Source organism: Limnospira fusiformis SAG 85.79 (genome assembly GCF_012516315.1).
GTDB lineage: Bacteria > Cyanobacteriota > Cyanobacteriia > Cyanobacteriales > Microcoleaceae > Limnospira > Limnospira fusiformis.
Map to the genome: position 1 here is coordinate 654,209 of NZ_CP051185.1, position 12,686 is coordinate 666,894.

Annotated in this window: 10 protein-coding genes; 7 read left to right on the forward strand and 3 right to left on the reverse strand. The window is 44.4% G+C overall.

What is annotated here, in order from left to right; translation table 11 throughout:
* Positions 1–368: 368 nt before the first annotated feature.
* From HFV01_RS03130 to HFV01_RS03150, 5 genes are all read left to right on the forward strand, one after another.
* The gene (locus HFV01_RS03130) at positions 369–1,799 is read left to right on the forward strand and encodes a form I ribulose bisphosphate carboxylase large subunit (protein ID WP_006668582.1); all 1,431 of its coding nucleotides are present in this window, start codon (positions 369–371) and stop codon (positions 1,797–1,799) included.
* Between the two features lie 130 nt (positions 1,800–1,929).
* Entirely contained in the window at positions 1,930–2,295 is a 366-nt protein-coding gene (gene rcbX / locus HFV01_RS03135; protein ID WP_006623658.1) for a RuBisCO chaperone RbcX, read from the forward strand.
* 48 nt (positions 2,296–2,343) lie between these two features.
* Positions 2,344–2,679 (forward strand): ribulose bisphosphate carboxylase small subunit, encoded by a 336-nt coding sequence (locus tag HFV01_RS03140; protein WP_006623659.1) that lies wholly within the window; start codon positions 2,344–2,346, stop codon positions 2,677–2,679.
* Between the two features lie 120 nt (positions 2,680–2,799).
* Positions 2,800–4,398 carry a glycosyltransferase family 39 protein gene (locus HFV01_RS03145; protein WP_193520825.1) on the forward strand — a complete coding sequence of 533 codons (1,599 nt, stop codon included), beginning with the start codon at positions 2,800–2,802 and terminating at the stop codon, positions 4,396–4,398.
* Positions 4,399–4,608: 210 nt separating this feature from the next.
* Complete coding sequence (locus HFV01_RS03150) at positions 4,609–6,183, forward strand: NHL repeat-containing protein (RefSeq protein WP_231296317.1); 1,575 nt, start codon at positions 4,609–4,611, stop codon at positions 6,181–6,183.
* A 51-nt stretch (positions 6,184–6,234) separates the two neighbouring features.
* Here HFV01_RS03150 and HFV01_RS03155 read toward each other — a convergent pair whose 3' ends face one another.
* The 3 genes from HFV01_RS03155 to ftsH2 all read right to left on the reverse strand — a co-directional run bounded on the left by HFV01_RS03155 (position 6,235) and on the right by ftsH2 (position 10,208).
* Positions 6,235–6,579 carry an SH3 domain-containing protein gene (locus tag HFV01_RS03155; RefSeq protein ID WP_006623662.1) on the reverse strand — a complete coding sequence of 115 codons (345 nt, stop codon included), beginning with the start codon at positions 6,577–6,579 and terminating at the stop codon, positions 6,235–6,237.
* A gap of 153 nt (positions 6,580–6,732) precedes the next feature.
* A complete protein-coding gene (locus HFV01_RS03160) occupies positions 6,733–8,043 on the reverse strand; it encodes an aminopeptidase P N-terminal domain-containing protein (protein ID WP_006623663.1) in 1,311 nt (436 codons plus the stop codon).
* Positions 8,044–8,318: 275 nt separating this feature from the next.
* A complete protein-coding gene (gene ftsH2 / locus HFV01_RS03165) occupies positions 8,319–10,208 on the reverse strand; it encodes an ATP-dependent zinc metalloprotease FtsH2 (protein WP_006668579.1) in 1,890 nt (629 codons plus the stop codon).
* Between the two features lie 622 nt (positions 10,209–10,830).
* Between ftsH2 and fcmB the strand changes: the two genes are divergently transcribed.
* Entirely contained in the window at positions 10,831–11,955 is a 1,125-nt protein-coding gene (gene fcmB, locus HFV01_RS03170; RefSeq protein ID WP_006668578.1) for a filament morphology actin-like protein FcmB, read from the forward strand.
* 131 nt (positions 11,956–12,086) lie between these two features.
* Positions 12,087–12,677 carry a filament morphology membrane protein FcmC gene (gene fcmC, locus HFV01_RS03175; RefSeq protein WP_193520826.1) on the forward strand — a complete coding sequence of 197 codons (591 nt, stop codon included), beginning with the start codon at positions 12,087–12,089 and terminating at the stop codon, positions 12,675–12,677.
* The last annotated feature ends 9 nt before the right edge of the window (positions 12,678–12,686 follow it).

Consider the following 12,686-nt stretch of genomic DNA (forward strand, 5'->3'; position numbering starts at 1 on the left):
ATAGCAGTTCCTGGATCATAAGGGGGCAGAAAGCCTTTTTTCGGCTGGGACTAATTCCTGAGCCTGTATAACTCATGGGTATGGAGGGGCGATCGAGATTTTTGATCGCGATCGCTCAGATCCCAACCCTAAAACTTTCATATAGATTATATTTACAATACTTAATATTTTTTTTAGCCATTTAGTGATATAGATATTTTTTCCCAGATACCCGATATGTGGTTTTGCAAAGAAATATAAACAAATGTAATGGAAATATTAACAATATTAAAGGTTGACTGAAGCCATTTATTGATAGTATTTTAATCAATCGGCAAATAGCCGGAAATTTAAAGAGCGATTCCTCAGAAGGGAGATATAAAGGAGTTATGTCTTACTCTCAAACTCAAACCAAATCGAAAGCCGGATATCAGGCTGGTGTAAAAGACTATAAGCTGACGTATTACACGCCGGATTATACGCCCAAAGATACAGACATTCTGGCCGCGTTCCGTGTTTCTCCTCAACCGGGAGTTCCCCCGGAAGAAGCGGGAGCAGCAGTAGCAGCAGAATCTTCGACCGGAACTTGGACAACTGTATGGACTGACCTGTTAACAGACCTCGATCGCTACAAAGGTCGTTGCTACCACATCGAACCAGTACCCGGCGAAGACAATCAATATTTCTGCTTTGTTGCCTATCCGCTGGATCTGTTTGAAGAAGGTTCCGTTACCAATATGTTAACCTCCATCGTGGGTAACGTATTTGGATTTAAGGCTCTGCGGGGCTTGCGGTTGGAAGATATGCGGATTCCAATTGCTTACCTGAAAACCTTCCAAGGCCCTCCCCACGGTATCACCGTTGAGCGGGACAAATTGAATAAATACGGTCGTCCTCTGTTGGGTTGCACCATCAAACCTAAACTGGGTCTGTCGGCTAAAAACTACGGTCGTGCGGTTTATGAGTGTCTGCGTGGCGGTCTGGACTTCACCAAAGACGACGAAAACATCAACTCTCAGCCGTTCATGCGCTGGCGCGATCGCTTCCTATTTGTACAAGAGGCGATCGAAAAATCCCAAGCTGAAACCAACGAAATTAAGGGTCACTACCTAAACGTAACAGCCCCCACCTGCGAAGAAATGATGAAACGGGCGGAATTTGCCAAAGAAATCGGCACCCCCATCATCATGCACGACTTCTTCACCGCTGGCTTTACCGCCAACACCACCCTAGCTCGTTGGTGCCGTGATAATGGTCTGTTGCTGCACATTCACCGCGCTATGCACGCTGTGGTTGACCGTCAACGTAACCACGGTATCCACTTCCGGGTTCTCGCCAAGTGTCTGCGGATGTCCGGTGGTGACCACCTGCACTCCGGTACAGTTGTAGGTAAACTCGAAGGTGAAAAAGGTATCACCATGGGTTTTGTAGACCTGATGCGGGAAGACCACATCGAAGAAGATCGTTCTCGTGGTATCTTCTTTACCCAAGATTGGGCTTCTATGCCTGGTGTAATGCCGGTTGCTTCCGGTGGTATTCACGTTTGGCATATGCCAGCTCTGGTGGAAATCTTCGGTGATGATTCCTGCTTGCAGTTCGGTGGTGGTACTTTGGGACACCCCTGGGGTAATGCTCCTGGTGCAACTGCTAACCGTGTGGCTCTCGAAGCCTGTATCCAAGCTCGTAACGAAGGCCGCAACCTGTTCCGTGAAGGCGGCGACGTGATTCGTGAGGCTTGCAAGTGGAGTCCTGAGCTGGCTGTGGCTTGCGAACTTTGGAAAGAAATCAAGTTCGAGTTCGAGGCCATGGACACCCTGTAGGTTTCCTCAGATTTTGAGAAGTGATTTTGGATTGGGCAACTCCTCTAACTTGACAATTTTGGAGAGCTACGGATACAACTCAATCCAATATCTCAAACTTGAAGTCTTAACAGAGGGTTGGTGTCGGAACATGGATATCAAAAAAGTTGCTAAGGACACGACCAAGGTACTGACAAGTTACCTAACCTACCAAGCTGTAATCATCATCACCAACCAATTGACAGAGACTAACCCTGGTTTAGCTATCTGGCTAAGTGATTTTTCCTCTCAGGGGAAAATCCAGGATGGTGAGGCTTATCTTGAGGAACTGTTACAGGAAAATCAAGAACTGGCTTTCCGAGTGATGACCGTCCGAGATCATCTCGCTGAAGAGGTGGCGGGTTATCTACCGGAGATGGTTCGGCAGGGGATTCAGCAGGGAAATATGGCACATCGCCGCCAGTACCTGGAACGAATGACGCAACTCACTACTTCAGAGACTAACCCTCCCGACTAAGGTCGGAGCCTAAATAATTAATTTCAACAACTACCCTGGAAAATCACAATGCAAACACTACCAAAAGAGCGCCGTTACGAAACTCTGTCCTATTTACCCCCTCTGACTGATGCTCAGACCCAGAAACAGCTTCAGTATATTCTTGAGCAAGGCTTTATTGCTGGGGTAGAATTCAGCGAATCCTCTGCGCCTGAGCAACACTACTGGACTCTGTGGAAGTTGCCTCTGTTTAATGCAACTTCCGTTCGCGAAGTTATGGCGGAAATCGACGAATGCCGTCGGGAATATCCTAAGTGCTTTATCCGCGTTATGGGTTTTGATAACGTGAAGCAGTGCCAAGTTCTCAGCTTTATCGTTCACCGTCCCACTGGCTCACTGTACTAAATCACCCGCTAAAATTTAATCTAGGATTAGGCTAACCGCCAATTTCTAAAATTTTGAGGCAGGGGTGACTCCCTGCCTTTATGATATTGGTAGAATCGATAAAAACCCTTAACCACAGGAATGCTCTACCAACCAAAGGTGTTTACAGGTGGTCTACCCCGTCGCCTGGTTATTCTGTTAATGATCGTGATTGTCCTGGGGGTGTTGTTTCGTTTTGCGAGTCTCGATCGCAAACTATATTCCCATGATGAAGTTTTTACCAATTTGCGATCGGCTGGTTTTACCCGGGAACAGGTAGATCAGCAATTGTTCAGCGATCGCATTTTTACCCCCTCAGAAGTCCTAGAATATCAACGCCTCAAACCCGATAGCACCGCCGCCGATACTCTCGCATCTCTGCATAGAAACCCCCATCATCCCCCCCTATATTATCTCATGGCTAGGGGTTGGATGCGAGGCTTTGGCAGTTCGATTTTAGCTTCCCGTCTTTTACCCGCCGTCATTAGTTTAATATCCTTACCGCTTATTTATGCCTTAGCTTGGGAATTATTTCAATCTCCGCTAATTTCCCTCATGGCTACCGCTTTACTAGCTGTTTCTCCGGTGGATGTATTATTAGCGCAAACCGCTCGTCAATACAGCTTAATGACGGCTTTAATTATCGCCTCTAGTCTCATGTTACTCAAGGGGAGTCGGACTAACAATTGGCTGTGGTGGTTGGGTTATGTAATCACCTGCACTTTGGGACTATATACCCATTTATTTTTTGGATTAGTTATAGCTAGTCATATCGGTTGGGGAATCTTGATTTTTGGGTCAGAACCGAGACGGAATTATAAACCACGTCTGTCTTTGTTTTTCATTCAGTTGGGGATATCTATATGTTTAACTTTGGTTCTTTATCTCCCCTGGATAACTGTTATTATCCATAATTGGGAACAGGCTCAAACCTTAACCAGTTGGACTCAGCAATCGATGAGTTTACTGGATTTATCCAAGTTTTGGCTGCTCAGTTTTACGTCGGTTTTAGTTGATATTGACTTTGGCTTTAACAGCTTCTGGACGTATTTATTTAGGCTGCCGTTTTTACTGCTCATTATTTATGCTCTGTATTATGTAAGTGAAACCAATGATAGTCAAACCGGATTGTTTATTTTAACTGCCATTTGGATACCGTTTATCCTGCTGGTTTTACCAGATTTATTATGGGGAGGACAACGTTCCTCTGTCACTCGGTATCTGATCGCTTGTTTTCCGGCTATTCAAATAGCGATCGCTTTTTTATTAGGAACCCACCTTAATAGCGGTCGTAAATCATTATTAGATGGTGAAAAGTTGTGGCTGTGGGTATTAGCCATATTACTAAGTTTTAGTATTATTTCCTTGGGTTTGAGTACAGTTTCATCAACTTGGTGGGATAAAGGTTTAAGCTATTTTAATCATCAAGTGGCTACCGAAATTAATCAAGCCAACTCATCTGTGTTAATTTCCGATGCGGGAAATGGTACTAATACAGGAGATTTAATCTCCCTGAGTTATCTATTAAATAATGATGTGAAACTTATCCTGATGAGTAATCAACCATCATTACAATTAATTCCTGAACAGTCCACCATTTTTGTATTTAGACCTTCTCAGGAATTACAAGAGTTGTTACAGCAAAATTATGGCGACCTTGAGCAAGTCCTGGAGACCCCAGACCTGTGGAAAGTTCAATAATTGCAGAGGAGTTGTAGTCCTATGAAATCTATATTGATGGTTTATCTAATTATTGTTATAATGACAGTAATTGTCAGTATATTTGTGAGAATTTATCAACGAATATCCCATTATAGAACCTTCAAAGATATTAAGCATAATTACAATTACCGCCAACCTAACCAGTGTCTAGTCGGTTTTATTCTTCAACATAAAATCGAGGAAATCACGATGATAACTAATCCGGAAACTACCCCGGGAGTTTTACAATATGGAAAGCGGAAAATCATTGGTGTAATGCGTTATGAAGATGATTATAGACTGATTACCAAAGAATTTGACCAAGATGCAGAAGTGGTTTTGATGAATCCCAAAGTTTTAATATCGTCGAAAATACCTCCTTTGATTCGGATTATTAACCCCCGCAAAAAGAGAAGTTATTACTTTGTGGTTACTGATATATGGGGTAATATAGACCGCCGGAAAACTCGAGAAGTGTTTAATCAACTATCGGCTCATTTTCGGGGTGGAATCATCTCCTATGGTCAACCAACACAAGAGTTAAAAATATTTGTTCAGTCCCTAATAGTGGTGATGTTTATTGGACTGTTGACGACGATTTATAGTAGCTTCAATGCGGCGTATCCTCAACAATTAGGCTTTATTAGCGCCAGTCCCAATGGTGATGTTTTTACGACGGATCATCGTTATTTATATAACTTAGACTCTCAAGGAAATCTGCACAATAAATATGCTTTAAAAGATTTAGGTATTCGAGAAGGAATAACAGACCTACAGGTAAGCGATCGCTCTCAATTATTTCTCGGAAATTGGGAAACTGGAAGAATCGAATATTGTCAACTAGACCAAAATACTTGTCAAGAATTACCAGGTTTTCAGAAAGATACAGGAATAAATTGGGAGTTTCGCAGTACCTTTAAATTTGTTGTTGATCACGAAAAACAGTTAATCTATGCTACGGACACAGCCAGACATCGTCTGGTCGCCTTAACCATGAATGGGGAAATTCTCGAAAGTACCAGAGGGGAAGAAATTTTACCCACCGAGGAAGAAATGTTACTGTGTTATCCCAACGGTATCACCATTGACAATAACGGAAAATTGGCTGTTGCTGATAGTAACAATTTTCGGCTGATTACTTGGTTAACCAATAGCGAAGGCTTGGAAATTACCCCAGATCAACAAATTGATACAGTTCGACCACCACGACCTATTACGGAGTGTCTTCCTGACCACACAACTCGACCTAAAAATTGGATAATTCGCTCCTGGGAAAAACTCTTAAGAGATCATACAAATTACTACATCGAAGGAAGGAGGATCGCTTTAACTGTCGCAGACAGTGGAAAAACATTTCCGATATTTTTGGAACAGGATAACCAGGGCTTTTGGTGGGTGTTAGTTTCTGAAAGTTCCTTTTCCCGTTATAACCTGATTAGGTTCGATCCTAACTGGTCGAGACCCCGCAAAGTTTGGCTACCAGAAACTACTGATATTTCTAACATGACGATCGCAGAAAATCAGGTATTGTTAACAGTACCAGAATATGGTGAAATTTGGGCGATCGCAGTGGATAATTTATCATTCAGTATATTTGGGGATGATACCTTTAAACAGTTGATGTCGGAAATTAAGCAGTCAAAACAAAACTTATTGCGTGTTTATTATCAGAGTCTCATGCTCACAATAATATCCTGTGCTATGGTCTTGGTTATATATCTTTGGGAAAGCCACCAAAAAGCTATGAAATTATTAGGTCTTGACCCGAATTTACCGGGTTATTAGCGCGTCAAATAGTCCTCCCACCCGGTTTATGTAGTGTTTGATGGTAGTTATTTATCGATAAACACAATTACTTAAATATAGACTCCAAACAAAACCTTCTATGGGTCCGATAATGCGAGTCCAGTTTGGTCCTTCTCTACCGTCTGTTATTCCTAAAATTACGCGAGTTCCATTGGGTAAACTACCAACAATTTTACCAGCAGGAGTTGCTCGCACATTTAAGGGAGTTCCGGTAGGGTCATTGACAATACAAGCGCCTACAGGGGTTTGAGCGAGTTGTAATTCCTGAGACGGTTTAACAGAGTCAAAATCAGTAAATGCGATCGCTGCTGTTCCCCAACCCGTAGCGGTGACTAGGATTATTGAAATCATTACAGAACCAGACCAATTATTCATTTATCGGTGTTTGTTGGTGATGATTTGACTATTTCCATTATAGTTGTTAATCGACCGTAAGCAGCCATTTTTTAACCAAACTTAATATTGGTCACTCATGGGTAAGTTTAAACCGGGGTAGAAATTACCATAAATTCCACCCCCAAATTAAGCCTAACTTTCCATAGCTGACACCGACTTAGGGACTCCAGCCGTAAGAACCTCATAACCATCTGTTGTCACCAAGACATCATCCTCAATTCTCACCCCTATTCCCAGCCATCGCTCATGGATCTCTGGTTGTCCTTCCACGGGTTTAATATCCGGTTTAATATAAATCCCCGGTTCCACAGTTAACACCTGTCCTGGCTGCAATAATTGCGGTTCTTCACCCCACTGATAAACCCCGACATCATGAACATCTAAACCCAACCAATGTCCGGTTCTGTGCATATAAAAATGCTTATATTTTTGTTCCTTAATAATCTCCTCAATATCGCCTTTGAGTAATCCTAAATCTAGCAAACCTTCTACCAAAACCCGCACCGCCGTATCATGTAACTGGTTATAGGGATTTCCTGGTTTCACTTGTTCAATGGCGGCGATTTGTGCGCGCAAAACCAACTCATAAATAGTTTTTTGCTCTGGTGTAAACTTACCATTAACGGGAAAAGTGCGAGTAATATCAGCATTATAATATTGATAAGCGCAACCCGCATCAATCAACAATAAATCCTGGTCTTGCATTTGGCGATTATTCTCAATGTAATGCAAAATACAAGCATTTTCACCAGAGGCGACAATGGAAGGATAGGCGGGAGTCGCACCATGTTGACTAAAGAAATATTCAATTTCAGCTTGTACCTGATATTCATACTTCCCGGGTTGAGCAAATTCTCGCGCTCTCTGGTGAGCATCTACAGAAATTTCCGCCGCTTTTCGCATCAATTCCAATTCTTTGGGGCTTTTAATTAGCCTTTGAGGATGGAGAATTGTGCCAGCATCTTGGATAGCAATGGGACCTGTGCCATGTTTAGGATAAACCCGGATTAAATTTTGCCAATGGTTGAGAATTATCTGGTTAAATTGTTGATCAGGTCCTAGTCGGTAATAAATGCGATCGGCTTTTTGCAGGTATTGGGATAATTTTTCGTCTAATTCATGAATGGGATAAGCCTCGTCAGCACCATAAATAGTTTTAGCATTATCAACCCCAACTCGATATCCTGTCCAGGTTTCTTTTTCGGGGTCTTTGGGTTGTACAAATAGAATAAATTTATGTTTTTCGTGGTGGGGTGCTAAGACGGCGACGGCGTTGGGTTCATTAAAGCCAGTTAGGTAGAAAAAATCGCTATCTTGGCGGTAAGAATATTCAACGTCGTTGTGCATAACTGCTGTGGGCGCACTTCTAAAAATGGCAGTACCCCCACCAATTTTAGCCATTAACTGTTCGCGACGCTGTTTATATTCTACTGGTGTGGTCATTGGTTAACTGTTCCTGATAAAGATTCTTGTGGTGTTTGATAATATAGCAGATTTCATTCTGTCAAGCGGGATTGGTAATTGATAATGATGGGTGAGTGGGGGGTGATTAATATAGCGCGTCGCCTCCCGTGGCTGGATATGGTTTCCCTTTCCCGGAGTCGAAGGGGGAGCAAGTATGAGCAAAATTGTAGGGTATGGGGGGTACATGAAAAAACCCAGTCTCTTGAATAAGAAACTGGGCGGAAATTTTCAGAGCGATTTCTCAGGTAGAGAAATTATAATACTGGAGCAAACCGTTCTTTTTCGGGAACTTCAGTGTATTCGGCTACAATTTGCCGAAATTCGTCTCCATCAATGGTTTCTTTTTCGATGAGTAAATCAACTAGGCGATCGATAACTTCGCGGTGATCGCGAATGATTTGACAAGCATCTTGATAACAATGTTCGGCGATCGCTTTAATTTGAGAATCAATGCGGGAAGCAATTTGATTAGAATACTCAGTGCGGGTAGCAAAATCCCGACCCAGGAAAACCTCACCCTGGGAAGATTCCAGAGACAGCGGGCCGAGGTCAGACATACCATAACGAGTCACCATTTGACGAGCCATTCCCGCCACCTGTTGCAGGTCTCCACCCGCGCCGGTGGTAACTTCGGCATCACCAAAGATCACATCTTCAGCGGCGCGACCGCCCAAAGCGCCGGTAATACGAGCGAGAATTTGAGAGCGAGAAATCAAACCCTGATCCTCATCAGGCATAAACCAGGTCAAACCGCGAGCCTGTCCACGAGGAACTAGGGTTACTTTTTGAACGGGATCATGATCTTTAATCAGAGTACCAACGATCGCGTGTCCGATCTCATGATAAGCAATCAGACGCTTAGTTTTACCATCAAGGAGGGGGGTTCCTTCCATACCCGCCACTACCCGATCAACGGCATCATCAATTTCCGCCATGGTAATAGCCTCCTTGCGGCGGCGGGCGGTGAGGATAGCAGCTTCATTAAGTAGGTTCGCCAGGTCAGCCCCAGTAAATCCGGGAGTCCGACGAGCGATCGCTTCCAGAGACACCTGATCGGCAAGTTTTTTATTGCGGGCGTGAACTTCCAAAACTGACAGACGGCCCTTAATATCAGGAGCATCGACTATAACTTGGCGATCGAACCTTCCTGGTCGCAACAAAGCCGAATCAAGAACGTCTGGGCGGTTAGTAGCAGCAATAATAATAATGCCCGTGTTACCCTCAAAACCATCCATTTCAGTTAATAACTGGTTAAGGGTCTGTTCTCGTTCATCATTACCGCCGCCAATACCAGCACCACGCTGGCGACCGACCGCATCAATTTCATCAATAAAGACGATACAGGGGGCAGTTTCCTTAGCCTTCTTAAACAAATCGCGGACCCTGGAAGCCCCAACCCCAACAAACATCTCCACAAATTCCGAACCAGAGATGCTAAAGAAGGGAACCCCAGCCTCACCAGCGATCGCCTTAGCCAGGAGAGTTTTACCAGTTCCCGGAGGTCCAACCAACAAAACACCTTTAGGAATTCTCGCCCCAACAGCCGTAAAGCGTTCCGGCTTTTTCAGGAAGGTAACCACCTCTTGGAGTTCTTCTTTAGCTTCCTCAACCCCGGCTACATCATCAAACAAAACCCCGGTTTTGGCTTCCATAGAGAAACGAGCCTTAGACTTACCGAAGTTCATGGCTTGACCAGGGCCACCCGGCACATTATTAGAACGGCGGAACAGGAAAAACAGTCCCACAATCAACAAAATCGGGAAAACCAAATTTCCTAAAAGTCCCCAAATCGCGCCATCATTACGGGGAGGGTGAGAGTCAAAGCTAATATTAGCAGCACGCAGGCGAGAAATTAGTTCCGGGGCGTTATTAGGCAAATCGACCCGTAGGCGCTGCACTCCATTGTCTAATTGAGGATCAATTGCCTCGACGATCGCCGTCCGTCCCCCCTCATATAGATCGACACTGGTAACGCGCCCAGCATCGAGATAATCTAAGAATCGGCCATAAGTCATGCGAGTGCTGGCTGTATTATTTTGGGCTATATCTGTCGGGGAAGCAGCAAAAGCACCCTGCCATAGGAAGAACCCGATCACCAGAGCCGGGATCGTCCATAGCAGAATTGTTCTCCAAGACGTTTTCATAAATTCCGTTGCCTCTATGTCCTATACATCAGAAGTTTCTTAAAACTCAGCCCAGTTAATGGCTAAGATTAAAGATATTCATAATCTTAACTAAATTTAACGTAAGAGTCTGTGATCAGGCAACCAGGCCGGGGAGTTTAATGGCCCGCTACAGTTGATGAGGGGGAAAAGTCCTGATACGGAAAAATATCAGTGGGATATAATCTGACAATGGGGGACAGCAGGCTATAATCCTAGGAATTGTAGTTAGAGATGATTATTTCGCGCGCGAAGTAGGGTAAAGTTACCGTTGTTGGATTGCCTATATCTAAATCTCAGGAAAGTTATAACTATGGGAGAATTGTCAGAAGGTTGCTAGACACTCAAACTCATATTTCTGAATTCAAGTTGTGAGAATGGGGCGGCAACGTGGCAATTAACATCGAAAGCATGAGATTTAAGTACCCTGATGTACTGGTCAACTGGGTTGTGAGGCAACCCAAACGCTTCTTCTGATCTCAGCTTGACTGTTGAGAACTTTAGTTCCCGATGGCAAGTCTGATGGCCGAAAGAAGAATCTCACGGACTTAGTCCCTCTGAGTGTCACAATTTTTGAGTCTTCGTGAAGTAACGGATTTTTCAGATGCAGAGTAACAAACAGCCCGGACAGTCACAGTCACAGTCACCGTTAGCTAAAGCTACCACTACCACAACCAAACCGACCACTACTACTGTAGTCGGCCGCTCAACGATTCTCAGCGTTGACTTGGGGAGAACCGCAACTAAATCTTGTATTAGTCGCAACCCCGCAGATGTGGTTTTTGTTCCCTCGAATGTTGCTCAAATGAGTGTAGAAAAAGCCCGTGGCGGTGGCTTTGAGTCGAAAAACACCGATCCACTGTTGGATCTATGGCTGGAATATCAGGGAAATGGTTTTGCCGTAGGTCAACTGGCTGCTGATTTTGGAGCAAGTCTGTTTGGCGTAGATCCCGCCGCCAACCCCTCCAAGGTGAACGATGCCCTAATTAAGATCTTTGCTTGTGTGGGATATTTCAACCTTAAAGGTGATCTTGATGTGGTGCTGGGCTTACCATTTTACTCTCAAGAACAGTTTGAGCGGGAGAAAGAACAAATTATTAGTCTCCTCACTGGACCCAATACGTTGGTCTTTAGGGGTGAGCAAGTAGTGGTTGATATCCAGAGTGTTCGGGTAATGCCAGAAGGCTATGGTAGCCTGATTTGGTGTGAAGCCCAGGGCAGCAAGGATGCGCCTAACTTTGCGGATCTTTCTGTAGCTGTTGTTGATGTGGGACATCAAACTACGGATTTCTTGACTGTGGATCGCTTCCGCTTTGCTCGTGGGGTTTCTCAGAGTGAAGTGTTTGCCATGAGTAAGTTTTATGAGGAAGTCGCCGCTAAGATTGAGGGAGCCGATGCTCAATCCCTATTCCTCCTAGAGGCAGTACATAAACCTCAAGGACAGCGTTTTTATCGTCCCAGAGGCGCGACTAAACCTGCTAACCTAGATGAAATTGTACCTGAGTTGCGTAAGGTTTTTGCACGGGATCTTTGCGATCGCGTGGTAAAATGGCTCCCAGAAAGGGTCACAGATGTAGTGATTACTGGCGGCGGTGGTGAGTTTTTCTGGCAAGATTTACAACCCCTGCTCAAAGACGCTCAGTTAAGAGCTCATCTGACTCAACCGGCTCGTAAAGCCAACGCCCTAGGACAATATGTCTATGGGGAAGCTCAACTAGCCAAACGCTAATTAATTGGTTTTTTTCATCCCGTTGGGTGGTTTCTCAACGGGATAGCCTGTTTGGGGGTGAAATTAGATCTAATTACTGCTAAACTGGGTTAGTCCTCATTGGCAGGTCTGCCCATACGTCCTACCTAACTATGCTCTGGGTTAATAAAAAACTTACGCAGTCGGTTACTTTTACTGAGGATGCTGCTGATCAAACTCTGTTAGAGGCGATCGAAAAGGAGCTATCTCTCACCAAATATCAAACTTTTAGCAATCTCTGTAAACAGGCTTTGTGGCAGTTTCTGTTGAGTTCTCCCACCACACAGACCCCTGTGGTTAACAATGATTACCGCTCGGAAATTACCTCGGAAAGACCTGTAAACCCCCCTCCTAATCTAAAACCTATTGAAGAGGGTTTATTGAGTCTCCAGAGGCAATTAGGGGTTTTGGAGCGACAGCTACAAGCCCAAAAAACGGAAAATCAAACCCAACAACTTGAGAGTCAGGTTAATCAGTTAACCCAGCAGCTTGCTCAATTTCAGTCGGCGATCGCATCTAAACTAGATGCTACCAATGAGGCGATCGCTCAAATACCTAGTCAATTACCCCAAATTACATCACCTCCCCCACCACCAGAACCCCCTCGGTCAACTGCGCCATCTCCCCCACCACCAGAACCCGTCCACCCCCAAGAAGCCGACCCACTGCTTCAGCGTCTGAGTTCCCTGGTGGATGATTTTTAACATCAAGTT